Below are 17,353 nucleotides of genomic sequence, written 5' to 3'. Positions count from 1 at the left end.
TTATTCTCCCTTGCCTTTTTGACATGACAGAACAAAGGTTGGATTATTCGGTTTGAAGTAATACCCCTTACCTAATTTTGCTTTGTTCGATACCAATAGCTGCACACATTCCACATCGTGCACCTCGCATTGCTCAATATGTTGCAAAGCCTCGCTAAGGTTATCTTGTAGAATGAAGCTCAACACCAAACGTCCATTCGCCACCAAGTGTTCAAGTGCCCAATCGATAATATCGGTTAAATTACCGCCACTGCCACCGATAAAAATCGCGTCCACATGCCCGGTGATTTCACACGGTGCAGTTTCATTTACGATGCGAATTTGTTCACAGCCAAATTTACGGCAGTTATCGTTAATTAAATCTAATGCCTGAGGTTTTTTCTCAATGGCTAAGATATTGAGATTGGGATGGCGAATCGCCGCTTCAATAGCAACACTCCCAGTACCCGCCCCCACATCAACAAAGCGACTGGCGCGATGCAACTCAAGGCGTTCTAACACCACAGACCTCACCTCACGTTTGGTCATAGGAACACTTTCGCCTCGTAAAAATTCACTGTCTTTCATTGAGTATTACCACCACATTCATTTCATATTCGGCTTGTACTTGCTCTGGAGCCAGTACAGAAATCTGTTGCTGCGGATAACCTAAATTTTCCCCGATAATCAGGGTGCGATGTAATCCGCGCTGGATAAGTTGTTGAGCGATTTGGTAAGGACCTATCTTTTTGTCTGTCACCAAAGCCACTTTGTCGTGTAGGAAGATAAAATCAAAATTGGGCTGTTTGCCGTGGCTGCTGGTGATATACACATCATTCATATCAATCCCCACAGCACTAAATAAGGTTTGTACCGAACTTATCCCCGGTACTATCTGGCGTTCTTCTGGCGCAAAGGCCTCTGCAATACGCTTACCGATACCAAATAGCATCGGATCGCCCGACGCCAATACCACAATGTTAGGCGTATGTTTATCGAGAGATTGATTCTGCTCTCTCAGCCACTGCAACGTGGCGTCAATATCCACGCCCATTTGGTATTTTTGCGCAGGATGATGTTCAAACTGACTCAGTAGACGGCGCCAACCGACTAAGATATCGGCACTTTCAATGAGTTGCTGTGCTGCGACACTGATTAAACGCTCATCACCCGGGCCCATACCAATCACACTGATCATTGGTCTACCTCAGCTATCTCTTGTGGCGGACGATTACTGCCTAACACCACATTATCGTAAGAAAACAGCACGACATCGCATTGGGGGGCTTGATTGGCATAACGCAGCATGTAACGCACTTTTTCAACAATCGCATGAGCAATATGATCGTAGACATGCTCGAAATGTTGCTCCGAGATGAGCTCCATTGCCGCTTCGGTCGTTGGACAACGGAATACGGCTTGCAGCAGCGCGTTATCAGCTCCCAGTAGTGCCAGGTGAGTCACTAACGTTTCCATACGGGCATCCGCCACATGGGAATGGGTATGAAATACGCCAGCAGCCACTTTGATCAACTTACCTAAATGCCCCACCATCACAACTCGTTTAAATTGCAATCGGGTCGCCTCTTGCAGCATATAGCCGACAAAGTTACTCATGTTAACCACCCAATCAGCGTTCATATGGAGCTGTTCGGTCACAAAACGCTCACCATGATTACCCGGTACAAAAATCACAGTCTCTAAACCCTGTGCTCGTTTTTGTTCAAGCTCAATAGCCAGCGAGCGTTTCCAGCTCTCTTCCGACATTGGCGTGACAATACCGGTAGTACCAATAATGGAAATGCCACCCTGAATACCAAGTTTACCGTTATACGTTTTAAGGGCGCGTTCTTCCCCTTCTGGGGCAAAAATTTCGATCACAGCGCCCTGATTGGGGCCAATCACATCACGCACTTCTTGCTCTATGGTATGGCGGGGCGTTTTATTGATCGCCGCTTCGCCAATGGGTAAACCAACGCCTTTTTGAGTCACGACACCAACGCCTTGGCCCCCCGTTATTACGATATCGTTATGCTCATCTTGCAAGGACACACGCGCATAAATCAGCATGTCGTGTGTGGCATCCACATCATCGCCACCATCTTTGCGGATAGCCGCGACCGCCTCCTGACCTTCAATGGACGGGTCTTCTACGTTCAAATTCAACGTTACGCCGGAAGGAGTGACAATGGACACTTGATAAATCAGTTGTTGCCGACGCACCATCAAAGCCGCCACCTTTGCCGCGGCCGTGGCGCAAGATCCGGTGGTGTATCCCTTACGGTATAATTTACCGCGATGCCACACCACGTTCTCACTGGGTGATACTTGCCCAGCGATGGACGTTCTCTCAGTTTGGCCATCTTGGATTGCTTGGGAATTTGTCGTTTGCTCACTATCCATCATTAAGTACTCTTAAAATCTGGTAATGACTACGCATCTTGCTGGTCACGCAAGTGATACAACACTGCATTAATGATCGCAGCCGCGACATTACTGCCCCCTTTACGGCCCAATGCAGCAATGTGTGGGAAGGCACTTTCGTGTAACGCTTGTTTTGATTCCGCCGCGCCAACAAAACCCACTGGCACACCAATCGCTACAGGTAATTCCCCCTCAGCAAAACGGCCTTGATGTTTAAGCAATTGGAACAGCGCCGTTGGAGCGTTGCCAAACACAAATACTTTTTCACCATCAAGTTCTACCGCCTTATCAACGGCAACCATAGAACGAGTCATACCTTGTGCTTTGGCACGCTCCGCCACTTCAGGATCAGCGATATAGCACTCAATTTCACAACCAAACTGCTTCAAAAGTCGTTTATTAATGCCCGACATTGCCATCGTGGTATCAGTAATCAGAGTACATCCCGATAGAATGGCGTGTTGCAACTTTGCTAATACATCCGAAGAAAACGCTAATATCTCTAACCAATCAAAATCCGCCGTTGTGTGAATAGCACGAGTGATGATCTTTTTCTGTAATTCACTCTCATAGGTAAAATTCGGAAAATCGTCTGCGATAATGCCATCAATGATCTCAAAGCTCGTACTTTCAATCAGTTGCGGTTGTTGGATAAAGGTCATAGTAATTCCTAATGAATCATCAAATAAATAACAGTAAACAGGACTAAAGCAGCGCTTGAAGCAATGAACATCATACGATTGGTTAGAACGATGTCGTTTGGGGTAATCTCACGCTTTTTATCTCCCAGCCAAGGTTTCTCGACCCATTGGCCAAAATAACGGTTAGGGCCACCTAGCTGAATGCCTAGAGCACCCGCGACGGTCGCTTCAGACCAAGCTGCATTGGGGCTTTTATGCTGGCGGCGGTCACGCCAACCGATGTGTAGAGCACTTTGCCAATCAAGACGTAAACACCACGCGGCAAAAGTAAATAACAACCACCCTAACCGGGCTGGAATCCAGTTAAACAGATCATCCGCTTTCGCTGAAAACCATCCTAAATCTTGATAGCGCTCGTTTTTGTATCCCACCATGGAATCGAGGGTATTGACTGCTTTGTAAGCCATAGCCAATGGCACACCGCCAATAAAAAGATAAAACAGTGGCGCAATGACGCCATCAATGGTGTTTTCCGCAACGGTTTCAACCGTCGCTCGGGTAATTTGTGGCTCCTCAAGTTGACTGGTATCACGACCAACAATGTATGAGAGTTGAATGCGGCTCTCACCAATATCTTGCTGTTTAAGCGGCTTCATTACCGCTAACGCGCAATCTTTTAGGCATTTACCGGCTAAAACAGTGACGGTCAGCCATAATTCAGTCACACGACCAATGGTCCAGTGCCAGTGGTAACTTGCCACCAAAACGCTTTCGACCACGACATAACTGCCGCCAACAATCACAACCCACAATAAGACTCCCGCTATTTTTAGCCATTGTGGTTTTTCACCTAAACGACGTAACCCTTTTTCCATACGGCTGATCGATGAACCGATCCAACGAATCGGATGAGGCCAGTTGGGTGGATCGCCCACCAGCCAATCGACAACAAATGCTAGCCAAATAAGAAATAGGCTCATTGTGCTTGCCTCGCTGTGGCCAACCAATGACGTAGAATGTCTGGATTCTGCGCAAAATGAAGATGTAAATAAGTCGCGAAAGTATTGCCCACTTGATAGCCACCACCCCACTGAGCAATGATGTCGCCATCGCGCTCTTTGGTCATATCGAAGACTGGATCTAATTCAGTATTAAATTCTGAGTAATGAAATTCGTGACCACGTAACACCTGATTTTCAGAGACTAACAAGGTGTCTTGGGTTGCCCGCGCAAAACAATAACCAAAGCGCTTGAGCGATTTGGTCATCTGACTCTCGCCCGACAAAATGCCCACCATTTCATGGCGTTCGCCGTCAGTATCTGTTAGTGCATCGCCCAAATACATCAAACCGCCACACTCGGCATAAATTGGCGTACCCGCTCGATGAAGTGCTTGCAGTGAATCGCGCATGGTTTGATTAGCGGCCAGCTCTTTACCGTAAGATTCTGGGTACCCGCCGCCGATATACACGCAGTCACAATCAGGGACACACGCGTCAGTCAGCGGGCTAAAAGGAACGATGTCCAAACCACTGGCTTTCAGTAAGTCTAAATTATCTTGGTAATAGAAGTTAAACGCGTTGTCGAGAGCAACGGCGACACGCAGCCCTGCTCCCCATGATGTCTCTACTGGAGATGGAATCGCCTGCGGCGTATACGACGTCGCATCAAGTTCGCTCATCTGAAGCAATGCATCAATATCGATATGCTCTTCAATCGCCTCACCTAACGTTTGCCAATGAGGATCGAATTTGGCTGACTCCTGAGCGGTTAATAAACCTAAATGCCGAGAAGGCAACTCTATTTGTGGCAACTTGGGTAAGCGACCGAGAACTGGAACGTCACAATATTTTTCTACCGCTTGGCGAATGAGGTCAAGATGACTCTCAGAATTGACGTTATTGAAAATGACGCCAGCGATGTTTAAATCAGGGTCAAAATGTTGAAACCCCATCACAGTCGCTGCCGCTGAGGTAGATACAGCGCGGCCATCAACAACTAAAATCACAGGTAACTGCAGATCTCGCGCCAGTCCCGCCGTACTGCAATAGTGTGGATCGGTACCATAGCCGTCGTATAACCCCATCACGCCTTCAATCACGGCGATATCTGCTTGCTGAGTGTGGCTGGTAAATACATTGTGCAAAGTGTTGCTGGATAACATAAAGGCATCAAGATTGCGCGATGCTACACCAGACACCTTCGTGTGCCATGCAGTATCGATATAATCTGGGCCGACTTTATATGGCTGCACCGCAAGCTTACGCTGCGTAAGTGCCTTAAGAAGTCCTAATGTGATTGTGGTCTTCCCACATCCACTGTTTGTGCCGGCTACGACAAATGCTTTCATTTCTTCACCACTAGATATCAATTTTGGGTGAAGCACTGAGTGAGTATCCCTTGAAAAGAGAACGGGTGTGCAAACGGCCACGGACATATCCCGTGTTCATTTCCAACCACTTCCCACCGAAGTGCCTCTGTATGAGTCTTGGAACAGGCAGTAATTCGTCTTCTGGCTTAGCGTCATTCTCATTGGTCCTTCCCATTAAGTTTGGATGACTTAACAGTGGTTTTACCAAATTGTCAGCATTACAGCAGCGGGGGCTGCGGAGGATTTTCACCTCACTTCCGGTGCATGAATTATCATGCGCATTACTGTCTTACTTTTATTGTCAAATTACTGTGACAACTGATTATTTAATCGGTTATTACAGGCCTCCATCATAACCTATGCTCATACGTTTTACCTTGCTAAGGTGGAACTTGTAGCACGTATATTTACAATTTGCTTAATACGTGTGTCCTGCTAGACACATCGATAATATCTACCTGCAACGCATTGGATATCATTGTTTACCATCAATAATGTCAATCTCGATTCACTGTTACACAAGATTGAAGTGCCACCATATTAATAAAGATGGATATCAACCATGATATAGATCAAAAACTTAGGTGTTACACCGTATTATAAAAGTGGTCCTAACTTAACTGACACATTATTGTCGTGGCTCAAAAAAAGCCCAATTTGACAATGTTAGTGTGAAGATAAATTTCAATAACACTGGATAAGAGACTCAACACCTATGAAAGGAAAAGTATGGCTAGTTGGCGCAGGTCCTGGCGACCCTTCGCTAATCACAGTAAAAGGCCTTAACTGCATACGTAATGCCGATGTACTCATCTACGACCGCCTCGTTTGTCCAGAGCTCATTGAAGAAGCAAGCCCTGCTTGCTGTAAAATTAATGTGGGAAAACAGCCTAACTATCACCCCATTCCCCAAGATGAGATTAATCAACTGCTCATTGAACACGCCAAATTGGGTAAAAAAGTCGTTCGCTTAAAAGGTGGTGATCCTTACGTATTTGGTCGCGGTGGCGAAGAAGCTGAAGCGTTGTATGAACATTCCATTGCATTCGAGGTGGTTCCAGGAATTACTTCTGCAATTGGTGGCCTTGCATACGCTGGTATTCCTGTTACCCATCGAGACTGCGCCGCTTCCTTTCATGTCGTAACGGGACATTTACGTGCCGGTAAAGATCCTGTTGATTGGCCGCAATACGCCCGACTTGACGGTACCTTGGTGATTTTAATGGGAATGAGCCAAATCGAAGCCATATGTGCTGCGCTTATCGAACATGGAAAATCAGCAGACACACCTGCAGCCGTCGTACGATATGCTGCCTGTGCGAACCAAGAAGTGATCGTCAGTGATATTGCGAATCTTGCACAGGAGGTCAAACAAAAAAATTTACGCTCTCCTGCATTAATTGTGATTGGACAAGTAGCTGCTAAACACAGTATTTTAGAATTTACAGCGACGAATCAAGTAATTATTGAACAACAGCTAACTCATAATAACCCAGCCGTCGAATATTCACTGTAAGACGGTTACATTAATACGACACTAAATGATACTTAGCTCAATGTCATGCTTAAGTATCACTGATATAACAACACAACATTACTCTGGGAATTAATCATGGCCAAAAGCGGGCAACATGGTGGTAACGTGCTTCAAATGGCAGAGCAGTATGGTCTTGCTCCTGCTGATATTACCGATTTCAGTGCAAATATAAATCCACTCGGAATGCCACCATTTTTGCGCGATATATTAACGGTCCATTTAGATCGCTTAGAGGTCTATCCCGATATTGATTATCAAGATCTTCATCAAGCATTAGCACAACATCATCAACTCCCCCCTCATAATGTCGTTGCAGGTAATGGTGCAACCGAACTTATTTTTCTATGGGTACAGCAGCAGCAACCACAACATGCACTGATAGTTGAACCTACTTTTGGTGAATATCGCCGAGCATTAACACGCGATGGATGTGAAATCACCCAATACTCTTTAGATGAAAAAACCGGCTTTGCTCTTACAGTGCAATTTCTTGACGCCTTGTCCCCAGAATACGATTGCTTATTTTTGTGTACGCCAAATAATCCAACTGGATTAATTCCAGAACTTGAATTGTTAATTCAGATAGTCGAGCGCTGTGAAGAGTATGATATCGCCTTATTTATCGACGAATCCTTCATTGATTTTATTCCTGAGCGTCAAAGTCTTATCGAATGTTTAAACGATTACCCGCACCTGTATATATTACGTTCATTGACTAAGTTTTATGCGCTGCCAGGATTACGTTTAGGATACATGGTGTCAGCAAATGAAGCTGTTCTTGATGGAATGCGCGATCTGCGCGAACCTTGGACAATTAATGCGTTGGCTGCAACCGCCGGTGAATACCTTTTCCGCGATCAAAAATACGTTGAACACACCCACCTATGGCTAACTCAGCAACAAGAATTCATGTGGCAAGAGCTCAACCAATTCTCTGCATTAGAGTGCTCCCCTCCTAGCGCTAACTATTTATTCTTTAAACATAAAGTCCCTGATAGTAAGCTACAAGAAGAGCTGATGCAGTATGGGATTTTAATTCGTAGTTGTGCGAATTATCCTGCGCTTAATCATCAATACTATCGTGTGGCGATTAAATCTCATTCAGATAACTTGAAATTGATCGCCGCACTAAAAGAGGTACTTAATCATGACTAAAGCGACCTGCCCTGCGTCTTGTGGTGAATTAATCCAAGGTTGGATTGAAGGGGGTGAAAAGCTCGTTTCCTGTCCGATCGACTGGTTTTCAACTGCTGAAGTCACTGATGATAACTCTCAGACCAATAACGCTCATCATATGGCGCAAAAGGCCTTTACAATCACATTAGACTTTTTGCAGCAACCCACTGATGCAGCAGATAACCTGACACTTCATATCAGCTCAAACATACCTAAAGCCAAGGGCATGGCTAGCAGCACAGCGGACGTTGCCGCCACTATCATGGCCACCGCTCGATATTTTGGGCAGGAGCTAAATCAAACGGATTTAGCTCATTTGTGTACCCGTTTAGAACCAACCGATGGCACCATATTCGATACTCTGACACTGTTTGATCACAACAATGGTGAGATTATTGAGTCGCTAGGAACCATTGATTCGATGAATGTATTAGTGCTCGAAAGCTCAATCAATCTAGAAACAGCGGACTATCACCGCATGAAGCGTTTTGAAAAATTACAATCTTCCGCCAACCAACTCGATAAAGCCCACCGCCTGCTCAAAAATGCGATTGATGAACAAGACAAAGCACTGCTGGGTGAAGCAGCAACATTGAGTGCGATTGAAAGTCAGAAAATACTGCCTAAACCCTTATTCTATTCACTGCTCGACATTGTTGAGCGCCAAGGATTATACGGTGTGAACCTTGCTCATAGCGGCAGTGTGATTGGTTTATTGTACGACGAGCATCGTCACGATATTGAAAAAGTGGTCGCGCAAATTAAAAACCTCGATATTCTCGGCTTCTACCACAGCATGCATTACCAACATCTGATTACAGGCGGTGTCCGTTAATGAAGACACACACCTTAAGTTATTAATGAGGACACACACCTCAAGTTAAGCGCCAACTTAAAAGGACAGTCGCGTTAAGCACCAAGTTCAGGCAGAGCTAAGCCAATGGATTTAACAGTAAAATAGTTCTGCTCATCATAACGCAGCAGCTGTACATGCGTGACACTTTGGTTAGCTATCTGTAACACGCTATACCATTTTGAATCGGTATAATCTGCGCCAAGCAAATAAGCCAAAATAAAACGTATCGTCCCTCCATGAGTAATGATCATCGTATCTTGCGTCGCTGCGGCTACGCATCGCTGCCACTCTTGAATCACTCTATGGTATCCAGTAGAAATGGGCTCAGAGTCGGGTAAAGGATGATTGGCAGGGTCTTGCCAAAAACGTTCTAAAATCGACCAGTCATCTCCTAGACGATCATAATCAACACCGTCAAACGTCCCGAAATCAAGTTCTTGAAATTCCGGAGCAATAACTAAAGGTTTCATTGATAGCTGTTGTAGCCTTTTTGCTACGTCGCAACAGCGCCTTAGTGGGGAAGAAATAATATTTTCAAATGAGTATTTATTCAAACAAGTAGCGATATGTTCTTGAATATTTGGGGCAACTTCCACATCAGTACGACCATTCAGTGCTGATGGATTAAGAGTTTTACCATGTCGAATCAGATAAAAGTTGATCGTTTGGGCCATAACTATTCACCTATTGCTTGTTTTTTAAAACCATAGGTAAGCCTGCAGCCATAAAAGTAACCTCTTGGGCAACTTTCGCGACAGCTTGATTCATCCAACCAGCATGGTCTACATACAATCGAGTCACCTCACCAAGGGGAATAATCCCCAAGCCAACTTCATTTGATACACAATACACTTTTGCAGGACACACACTTAAAGCTGACGCTAATGTTTTAACTTCTTGCTCTATCATTTCTGGCGTTGCTGTGTCGCCATCATTATAAATAACGTTATTGAGCCATAAGGTTAAACAGTCAATTAACACTATATCCTGACTCGAAAATTCCGTGAGCTTATCGGATAATTTACGAGGACACTCGTGATTAGACCATTCACAGCCACGACGCTCTTGATGCATTTCAATTCGATGCCTCATTTCATCATCAAAAGGTGTTGCAGTCGCAATATAATGTAATGTCCCGCCCTGCTTTTGCCATTGCGCAAAAGCTAACGCCTCTGCATAACTTGATTTACCGCTACGTGCACCACCCAATAAAAAATGAATACTCAATACCGTCTCCACAATACTACTTTTAGTGTTTAAGTCCTTGATTATCGCCATAATCACTGTAAATAGCCAGTTTTCAGTTATTGCGGTTATGTTTTAAAACACTCTTTTTTAAAAGATGTTTTTTAAAGGACACGCATAATAACAGTTAATCAGACACACCAGATCACACTTTAAATGTAATCAACATAAACCAAAGATGTAAACAAACTGATATCACTCGAAATTTGACGTCCAACGGTTCGTCTGAGCCCTGTTTGTTAGGCAGCATGAGATTTATTTATCTCAACTGAATAGCCATGACGACAGCGCGTTCCCAACTCATTTGCCCAGAGATTACTCCCTATTATCACTGCGTTTCTCGCTGTGTTCGACGCTCCTTTTTATGCGGTAAAGATGAGCTAACAGGTAGGAATTACGAACATCGCCGCGCTTGGATCGAAAACAGAATACTCACGTTGGCCTCAATCTATTGTATTCAAATCTGTGCTTATTCTGTCATGAGTAATCATTACCACCTTGTTGCCTATATTGATAATAAATCAGCACAAACCTTGAGCGATCATCAAGTCATTGAACGTTGGTGCACTGAGCATAAAATGCACCCACTAATTCAACGCTTTATATCTGGAGAACACATTTCAAAATCTGCACTCAAAGCATGTAAGAAACTTATTCAAATATGGCGTGAACGTTTGTCGTCATTGAGTTGGTTTATGAAAGAACTCAATTATGCAATTGCGGTGCAAGCAAACCAAGAAGATGAATGCACCGGTCGATTTTGGGAAGGCCGTTTTAAATCACAAGCGTTACTCGATGAAAAAGCATTAATGGCAGCAATGACCTACGTCGATCTCAACCCTGTCAGAGCGAAATTAGCTGCTACACCGGAGCAATCGGACTTTACCTCTATAAAACTCAGACTAAACCATTTAAAGCAGGGGAAGATGTCTACTCCACCTTTAGCAGATTTTGTTGGAGAGGAGCTTCATAACCAGTATGCCATCCCCTTTCATCTCATGGATTACCTCGAATTGTTAGATTGGGTTGGCCGACAAGTCAGAAATAATAAGCCTGGATATATAAACGACAATTACCCAGAAATCTTCGATCGATTAAAACTATCACATCAAGAATACTTCTCTTTGTGTACCAATTTGGAAAAGAAATCTTACCTTTGGGTTGGAAGCTCTTATCAACTTAACCAAGCAAAAACCAAGCTAAAAAGAAAACGCATGGTTGGTATACACATTTCTTAACGCTCTAACACAACTCATAAGCCGTCTATATCAGCTAAAACCGTTCCAAATTCGCTTGATGGATATTTAATAATGAAATCCTGCCGATTTTCCTCTCCTTACCATCAAAGAAAACCGAATCGTTAGCGCTTTTGCGAATTTATATCCGTTAAAACAATGACGTTAATGCGACTGTCCTTAATGAAAAGCGACTGTCCCCGATATATTTGGTTAAGGTGCGTGTCCTCGTTAAAGGAAGTTTGCACTAATTTAGCAAACTAGATTACAATCACTTTCAATAGCATAACCAACTGAATTAAAACGATATTATAGTTGAATATGTAGGGTTATCATTTAATAGATTCTAATAGAGAGGTATTATGACACCAGAGTTAGAGTTTTCTTTTCGTATCGAAATTCAAGTTGATAAACCACACGTTGTGAGTTGCGATAAGGTCTATGGCAAACGTCAATTGATTCCAATCGCATCAGGTGTCGTTTCTGGAGAAATTACTGGTGAAGTCTTACCCGGTGGTATTGATAGCCAAGTGATCGACAGTGATGGGTTGTGTCATTTATCTGCACGTTACGCAATTAAAACCCATAACGGTGCAAGCTTTTATATAGAAAACAATGGAATACGCCGAATTCCTGAACAGTGGCGTGATCAACTATTTGCAGAAGATATGCGTTTTTTCAATGAGATTCCAGCCCAAGATATCTATTTCAAAACGGTGCCAACCTTTGAAGTATATGATGACTCCTTAAAATGGTTAACCGAAAGCGTGTTTATCTGTACCGCCCAGCGTACTGCAAGCGGCGTGTTCTTGGATATGTATCGGGTTAAATAATATCCGCTTATATACCCAAGTAACCTCAAGATGCTGTTTCAGCGAGAATGTATTCGCTCTTAGGCAAGGCACTGATTTGAAGACATAGTCATTCTACGTTAAAAATCAGTAACACCGCCTAGGAGCGAATACAACTCGCCCTTTGGGAGCTCATCAACAAACCTATTTCTGCGCTCAATCACGTTAAAAGGGAATGACCATTCCTGCCGTGATTGAGCTTGACCTAGGCTCCTTGATGAAGCTCTGAATCCTGCATCTTGAGGTCATTTGGGTATAACCACTCATAATTATCAACGTTTTGGGGATGATAACTCAACATCATCACCATTTTATAGTCAATATAGCCGTGATACCGTACTTGCATAGGTAGCGAGAAGTAAGGTAACGCAATGTTAGTAAATGGCAAATGGTCTGAAAATTGGCAACCGGTACAAAATAAAGATGATAAAGGACGCTTCGTACGCCAAGTGTCCTCGTTTCGTAATTGGATCACACCAGATGGGAGTGCGGGTCCAACAGGTGAAGCGGGATTTAAGGCAGAATCTGGTCGTTATCGCCTTTATGTCGCCTATATTTGTCCGTGGGCCTCGCGTACTTTAATGGCAAGAACGCTAAAAGGGTTGGAGCAACATATTCCTATTACCATAGTTAATCCGACACTGACCGACCAAGGGTGGCAATTCGGCGGCTATGATCAAGCGGATGAAGACCCATTATTTGGTGCCCAATACATTCATGAATTATACACCCGTGCTGATCCAACGTTTACCGGTCGCGCGACAGTCCCCGCACTGTGGGACATGAAGAATAATGTCATGGTGAATAACGAGAGTGCCGATATTTTACGTATGTTTAATACCGCCTTTGGTGATTTGGCCAATAATGATTACGATCTTTATCCAGCAGAGCTTGCTGGTCAAATCGACGAGCTGAATCCTCGCTTGTATAATCTGTTAAATAATGGGGTGTACAAATCAGGTTTTGCCTCATCACAAGAAGCTTACGATGAAGCAGTCAACGGCGTGTTTACCATGCTTAATGAGCTAGAAGAACGTCTTCAAGGACAACATTATCTCTTTGGTAACCAATTAACAGAAACCGATATTAGAGCCTTTGTTACCTTGATTCGTTTTGATGCAGCCTACCACGGGATATTCAAAACGAATCTGAAGCAGATTGCCGATTACCCAAATTTAAGTGCCTTCTTAGCGCGTATTTACCAATTACCAGGCATCGCGAAAACGGTTAATATGGATCACATTACACGTGGATACTATTCAATTAAAACATTGAACCCTACGGGCATTCGTCCAATAGGACCTAAACACGTAAACGCGTTGTTAAATTCAGTAAAATAGCGACGATTTGTCGCGATAATAGCTTATAGAATTAAAAAGGAAGTCCACATGGCAAGGGTTATATTTTTACACGGAGTGGGAGCAAATGGTGAAACGTTCTCCCCTCTAATCAACATGCTTCATCTTGACGAGTTGGGCTTAGATGCCTTCACCCCCGACGGGCCCTATCCTTTTGATGGCTCAGCATACGGCCGCCAATGGTTCTCAATTAGTGGGGTTACCGAGGAGAATCGTTTACAGCGTGTAGAGATGGCACTACCAAAACTCAAAGAAGTATTAGAAAGTTATGGGCCATTGGAAGACACCATTCTGGTCGGATTTTCTCAAGGATCGATTATGTCTTTGCATGCCGCTGCTGCCGGATTTCCAGTGAAAGGGGTCATTTCTATCGCGGGGCGTCTTTCCGGCCCGGTAGACAAACGAGATAACTGGCCACCAATTACTTTTATCCATGATAATGATGATCCTGTTATTGACATCAGTAAGGCTCAGGAAAGTTATCAGTGGCTCCAAGCCGCAGGTGCCACTCCTGAAGCGTTCACATCGAATGAAGTCGGTCACTCCATCGGTAGTCAAATGATCCCAGTCATTCGCCAGCAAATTGAAAAAATGCTTTAGCATTTTCCAAAGTGCTTCCCTAATTTAAGGGAACCACTTTGAATAATTATTCACAGCGCCGCACAAAAATAATCATTTCTTTTTTCAAATAACCTTGAATATTCGTCCATTATTAAATGCATCTTTATCTAAATTAGCCAGCTAATTAATCTATAAATACTAAATAGCTTACTTTCCACCTGGATAGCATACTATTTTTTTAGTCATTAATAAATCCGATTTTAATATCAATAAATGGAATTTAATCAGACAATTAATGAACGCTAATACAATTTGCATTAAATACAAAAGGAGTTTGTATGAAAGCACTCAAGCTACTGCCTTTGGCAGCGCTTATTGCCGCCACCTGCGCACACGCCAGTGACGAAAAAGTGTTTCGTTTTTCAGACAGTGGTACCCCCAGCACCTTCGATCCTGTTCAATCTGGCACCGTTTACAGCAATGAAATTGTTACTGCAGTCTACGATACCCTATATGAATACAAGTATCTCGCCCGCCCATTTCAAGTTGAACCAAACTTGGCTGACGGTATGCCCCAAGTCTCCAAAGATGGCCTAACCTACACCATAAAAATCAAGCAAGGCGTCCATTTTAGCGATGATCCTGCATTCAAAAACGGCAAAGGTCGTGAAGTCACCGCTCAAGATTTTATTTATTCCATGAAGCGCAATTACGACCCCAAAAATCGCGCTCAGGGCGCTTGGGTCTGGGAAGGGAAAATTGCAGGGCTAGATGAATGGAAAAAAGCCGGCGCGGATTACAGTAAACCGATTTCCGGTTTGAAAGCACTTGACGACCACACCATTCAGATACATCTCACCCAACCCTTCCCACAGCTTACTTATACGTTAACCATGGGATATGCCGCGTTCGTACCGCATGAAGCCGTCGAAAAATATGGGCGTGAATTTGGTTTACACCCTGTCGGCAGTGGGCCATTTAAGATGCAATCGACCAACAGCACCAAAACTGTGCTGCTACGTAACCCCACTTATCGCAAAGACATCTTCCACGCAAAAGCAGAAGGTTACGACCCGAAAGTGCACGGTTTTACTGGCATTGATCAATTAGATGGCAAAGCGATGCCCTTTGTCGATAAAGTCGAGGTCAGTTGGATAAAACAAGGGTCTGCACGTTGGAACTCATTCACGAAATCCGATGAAATCCAAAATACATCATTACGCAATGAGCAGATGGATCTCGTACTTGCCTCTCGCGATCCCGTCAAATTAAAACCTGAGTTTGCTAAAAAATACAATTACCGCGTCGCGACAGAAACCGGCATGGTATTTAATATGTTTAACTTTGATGATGACTATTTCGGCCATAGCAACAATCCGAAAACCAATAAAGAAAATAAAGCCCTGCGCTGCGCCATTGTTCATTCATTTAGCTGGCCACAACGTATTCAACGCTTCTATTTAGGTTTAGGACACGCTTATGCTGGATTTATTGTTCCGGGAACCGATGGTTTTGATCCGAATATGGGTCAAGACGCGATTAAGCAAAATATCGCGCTTGCGAAGAAGTTATTAAAAGACAACGGTTGGAATAAACATAACCTGCCTGTGATTCATTACCCAGCCGTCTCCAGCGTCATTGACAAACAAATGTATGAGCAGTTTCGCGGTAATTTAATTAAAATTGGCTATCCCAAAGAGAAAATTAAGTTTAAAGCCTACGCTACATTTGGTGACTTTAATAAGGACCTTAAAAATAGCAAAACCCAATTAGTCCCTATGGGTTGGAGCCTAGACTACCCAGATGCAGAAAACACTCTGCAACTCTTCTATGGGCCAAACCGTTCACCCGGCGCAAACAGTGCCAACTACAGCAACCCGGAGTACGACAAACTCTTCAAACAATCCTCAGTTATGCAGCCAAGCCCTGAGCGCACAGCCATATACAAACAAATGAACAAAATGTTGGTTGATGATTGTGTCGGTATTGGTAGCTTCTCTCGCACAGGCGTTGCACTATGGCATAAAGACGCCGTCATGTGGCCAGAATCTAGCATTCTAGGTAACTACTTTAAATACGTAGCAGTGAAGTAGTAAGAGAGTGTGATGGAAACAATCAAATATTGTCTGCGGAAGCTGGTTTACAGCCTTCCGCTGCTTTTCGGCGTCACACTCATTAGTTTTGTGCTTATGGTCTACTTCGGCCCAGACAAAACCTATGATTTATTAGGACGCAACCCGACGGTCGCTCAGATTGCGGAAGTTCGTCATCAACTCGGTTATGACTTACCTTTTTGGACGCGCTACTTAACTTATCTCAAACAGATCGTGACGTTTAACTTTGGATACTCCGATTCCAGTGGTGAACTGGTCACGACTATCCTGGAACGCACCATTCCTATTTCGTTGATGTTGGGCCTACCTGGTTTTATTCTCGGCCATGTTATCAGTATCATTTTGGGTCTGATCGCCGCTCATAATCGCGGAAACTGGTTGGATAAACTGGTGATGTCTTCGTCAGTGGTTGGTATGAGTATCTCTTATATCATCGCGATTATCGGGATTCAGTTGCTCTTCTGTTCGAGCTATGGGCTCAATTGGTTTCCGGTGTATGGTTGGTCAACTCAGACCTTTGGTGACTACCTCTATTATGTCACCGTACCGACACTGTGTACTATCTTTGTATCAGTTGGATATACCACACGTTTTTATCGCGCGATTCTGGTGGAAGAGATGACTCGTGATCATATTCGCACGGCGCGAGCGTTCGGTCATTCCACATTACAAATATTGATCAAACACGTATTAAAAAATGCGCTGATCCCAATTATTACCCGCGTTATTTTTTCCATTCCTTTTGTTCTGGTTGGCGGCTCGCTGCTGCTAGAAAGTTATTTTGGCATTCCTGGCGTTGGTCTGATTACCTATAACGCCATTACCACAGGCGATCTGCCGATTTTAAAAGCCGTGATAGTGTTAGTCACACTGCTTTACATCGTGGTCGTGAGCGTGGTGGATGTCATTTATAAATTGGTCGACCCAAGGATAGACCTCAATTAAATAAACAATAATAACCGCATTACCCATTACGTTTCAGCTTGTTATGAAACGGCGGAGAAT

The 17,353-nt window shown here is 43.8% G+C and carries 17 protein-coding genes and 1 riboswitch; of the genes, 9 read left to right on the top strand and 8 right to left on the bottom strand.

Going from position 1 to position 17,353, the window contains the following annotated elements; genetic code table 11:
• From F9817_RS09125 to F9817_RS09100, 6 genes are read right to left on the bottom strand one after another with little or no spacing between them, the layout of a single operon-like run.
• Positions 1–567 carry a decarboxylating cobalt-precorrin-6B (C(15))-methyltransferase gene (locus tag F9817_RS09125; protein ID WP_161154680.1) on the bottom strand — a complete coding sequence of 189 codons (567 nt, stop codon included), beginning with the start codon at positions 565–567 and terminating at the stop codon, positions 1–3.
• Positions 554–1,177, bottom strand: a complete 624-nt coding sequence (locus tag F9817_RS09120; RefSeq protein ID WP_161154678.1) for a cobalt-precorrin-7 (C(5))-methyltransferase — start codon at positions 1,175–1,177, stop codon at positions 554–556. Before F9817_RS09120 ends, F9817_RS09125 begins: the two co-directional genes overlap by 14 nt.
• A complete protein-coding gene (gene cbiD, locus F9817_RS09115) occupies positions 1,174–2,385 on the bottom strand; it encodes a cobalt-precorrin-5B (C(1))-methyltransferase CbiD (protein WP_202436406.1) in 1,212 nt (403 codons plus the stop codon). Before cbiD ends, F9817_RS09120 begins: the two co-directional genes overlap by 4 nt.
• 26 nt (positions 2,386–2,411) lie before the next feature.
• Positions 2,412–3,065: a cobalt-precorrin-8 methylmutase gene (locus F9817_RS09110; RefSeq protein ID WP_161154676.1), complete on the bottom strand. Its 654-nt coding sequence runs from the start codon at positions 3,063–3,065 to the stop codon at positions 2,412–2,414.
• A gap of 8 nt (positions 3,066–3,073) precedes the next feature.
• On the bottom strand, positions 3,074–4,024 hold the full coding sequence (gene cbiB / locus F9817_RS09105) for an adenosylcobinamide-phosphate synthase CbiB (protein WP_161154674.1): 951 nt from the start codon (positions 4,022–4,024) through the stop codon (positions 3,074–3,076).
• The gene (locus F9817_RS09100; protein ID WP_161154672.1) at positions 4,021–5,394 is read right to left on the bottom strand and encodes a cobyrinic acid a,c-diamide synthase CobB; all 1,374 of its coding nucleotides are present in this window, start codon (positions 5,392–5,394) and stop codon (positions 4,021–4,023) included. Before F9817_RS09100 ends, cbiB begins: the two co-directional genes overlap by 4 nt.
• Positions 5,395–5,529: 135 nt before the next feature.
• Positions 5,530–5,716: riboswitch (cobalamin riboswitch) on the bottom strand.
• A 414-nt stretch (positions 5,717–6,130) separates the two neighbouring features.
• Between F9817_RS09100 and cobA the strand changes: the two genes are divergently transcribed.
• The 3 genes from cobA to F9817_RS09085 all read left to right on the top strand — a co-directional run bounded on the left by cobA (position 6,131) and on the right by F9817_RS09085 (position 8,963).
• Positions 6,131–6,931, top strand: coding sequence for a uroporphyrinogen-III C-methyltransferase (gene cobA / locus F9817_RS09095; protein ID WP_161154670.1), 801 nt, complete (start codon positions 6,131–6,133; stop codon positions 6,929–6,931).
• 96 nt (positions 6,932–7,027) lie between these two features.
• Entirely contained in the window at positions 7,028–8,107 is a 1,080-nt protein-coding gene (gene cobD, locus F9817_RS09090) for a threonine-phosphate decarboxylase CobD (RefSeq protein WP_161154668.1), read from the top strand.
• Positions 8,100–8,963: a GHMP family kinase ATP-binding protein gene (locus tag F9817_RS09085; RefSeq protein ID WP_161154666.1), complete on the top strand. Its 864-nt coding sequence runs from the start codon at positions 8,100–8,102 to the stop codon at positions 8,961–8,963. The genes cobD and F9817_RS09085 overlap by 8 nt, the downstream gene beginning before the upstream one ends.
• A 74-nt stretch (positions 8,964–9,037) precedes the next feature.
• Here the strand turns inward: F9817_RS09085 and F9817_RS09080 are convergent, their stop codons facing one another.
• Both F9817_RS09080 and cobU read right to left on the bottom strand, forming a co-directional pair.
• Entirely contained in the window at positions 9,038–9,658 is a 621-nt protein-coding gene (locus tag F9817_RS09080) for a histidine phosphatase family protein (RefSeq protein ID WP_161154664.1), read from the bottom strand.
• Positions 9,659–9,668: 10 nt separating this feature from the next.
• The gene (cobU, locus tag F9817_RS09075; protein WP_161154662.1) at positions 9,669–10,211 is read right to left on the bottom strand and encodes a bifunctional adenosylcobinamide kinase/adenosylcobinamide-phosphate guanylyltransferase; all 543 of its coding nucleotides are present in this window, start codon (positions 10,209–10,211) and stop codon (positions 9,669–9,671) included.
• 296 nt (positions 10,212–10,507) lie between these two features.
• Between cobU and F9817_RS09070 the strand changes: the two genes are divergently transcribed.
• From F9817_RS09070 to F9817_RS09045, 6 genes are all read left to right on the top strand, one after another.
• Complete coding sequence (locus F9817_RS09070) at positions 10,508–11,467, top strand: transposase (RefSeq protein WP_161154660.1); 960 nt, start codon at positions 10,508–10,510, stop codon at positions 11,465–11,467.
• 359 nt (positions 11,468–11,826) lie between these two features.
• Positions 11,827–12,297, top strand: a complete 471-nt coding sequence (locus tag F9817_RS09065) for a DUF3237 family protein (RefSeq protein ID WP_161154658.1) — start codon at positions 11,827–11,829, stop codon at positions 12,295–12,297.
• A 389-nt stretch (positions 12,298–12,686) separates the two neighbouring features.
• Positions 12,687–13,655, top strand: coding sequence for a glutathione S-transferase family protein (locus tag F9817_RS09060; RefSeq protein ID WP_161154656.1), 969 nt, complete (start codon positions 12,687–12,689; stop codon positions 13,653–13,655).
• A 15-nt stretch (positions 13,656–13,670) separates the two neighbouring features.
• The gene (locus F9817_RS09055) at positions 13,671–14,273 is read left to right on the top strand and encodes an alpha/beta hydrolase (RefSeq protein ID WP_345789721.1); all 603 of its coding nucleotides are present in this window, start codon (positions 13,671–13,673) and stop codon (positions 14,271–14,273) included.
• A 299-nt stretch (positions 14,274–14,572) separates the two neighbouring features.
• Positions 14,573–16,327, top strand: a complete 1,755-nt coding sequence (locus F9817_RS09050; RefSeq protein ID WP_161154652.1) for an ABC transporter substrate-binding protein — start codon at positions 14,573–14,575, stop codon at positions 16,325–16,327.
• 12 nt (positions 16,328–16,339) lie between these two features.
• On the top strand, positions 16,340–17,293 hold the full coding sequence (locus tag F9817_RS09045; protein WP_161154650.1) for an ABC transporter permease: 954 nt from the start codon (positions 16,340–16,342) through the stop codon (positions 17,291–17,293).
• Positions 17,294–17,353: the final 60 nt, after the last annotated feature.

Origin of the sequence: Vibrio eleionomae, from assembly GCF_009874545.1 — a bacterium.
GTDB lineage: Bacteria > Pseudomonadota > Gammaproteobacteria > Enterobacterales > Vibrionaceae > Vibrio > Vibrio nitrifigilis.
Note: the sequence above shows the minus strand (reverse complement) of the source record. Positions and strands in the feature narration are given on the sequence as shown.

What these genes read in the sequence shown, in the direction of transcription:
- F9817_RS09125 (WP_161154680.1), bottom strand. Translation starts at nt 567, where the DNA reads ATGAAAGACAGTGAATTTTTACGAGGCGAAAGTGTTCCTATGACCAAA.
- F9817_RS09120 (WP_161154678.1), bottom strand. Translation starts at nt 1,177, where the DNA reads ATGATCAGTGTGATTGGTATGGGCCCGGGTGATGAGCGTTTAATCAGT.
- cbiD (WP_202436406.1), bottom strand. Translation starts at nt 2,385, where the DNA reads ATGATGGATAGTGAGCAAACGACAAATTCCCAAGCAATCCAAGATGGC.
- F9817_RS09110 (WP_161154676.1), bottom strand. Translation starts at nt 3,065, where the DNA reads ATGACCTTTATCCAACAACCGCAACTGATTGAAAGTACGAGCTTTGAG.
- cbiB (WP_161154674.1), bottom strand. Translation starts at nt 4,024, where the DNA reads ATGAGCCTATTTCTTATTTGGCTAGCATTTGTTGTCGATTGGCTGGTG.
- F9817_RS09100 (WP_161154672.1), bottom strand. Translation starts at nt 5,394, where the DNA reads ATGAAAGCATTTGTCGTAGCCGGCACAAACAGTGGATGTGGGAAGACC.
- cobA (WP_161154670.1), top strand. Translation starts at nt 6,131, where the DNA reads ATGAAAGGAAAAGTATGGCTAGTTGGCGCAGGTCCTGGCGACCCTTCG.
- cobD (WP_161154668.1), top strand. Translation starts at nt 7,028, where the DNA reads ATGGCCAAAAGCGGGCAACATGGTGGTAACGTGCTTCAAATGGCAGAG.
- F9817_RS09085 (WP_161154666.1), top strand. Translation starts at nt 8,100, where the DNA reads ATGACTAAAGCGACCTGCCCTGCGTCTTGTGGTGAATTAATCCAAGGT.
- F9817_RS09080 (WP_161154664.1), bottom strand. Translation starts at nt 9,658, where the DNA reads ATGGCCCAAACGATCAACTTTTATCTGATTCGACATGGTAAAACTCTT.
- F9817_RS09070 (WP_161154660.1), top strand. Translation starts at nt 10,508, where the DNA reads ATGACGACAGCGCGTTCCCAACTCATTTGCCCAGAGATTACTCCCTAT.
- F9817_RS09065 (WP_161154658.1), top strand. Translation starts at nt 11,827, where the DNA reads ATGACACCAGAGTTAGAGTTTTCTTTTCGTATCGAAATTCAAGTTGAT.
- F9817_RS09060 (WP_161154656.1), top strand. Translation starts at nt 12,687, where the DNA reads ATGTTAGTAAATGGCAAATGGTCTGAAAATTGGCAACCGGTACAAAAT.
- F9817_RS09050 (WP_161154652.1), top strand. Translation starts at nt 14,573, where the DNA reads ATGAAAGCACTCAAGCTACTGCCTTTGGCAGCGCTTATTGCCGCCACC.
- F9817_RS09045 (WP_161154650.1), top strand. Translation starts at nt 16,340, where the DNA reads ATGGAAACAATCAAATATTGTCTGCGGAAGCTGGTTTACAGCCTTCCG.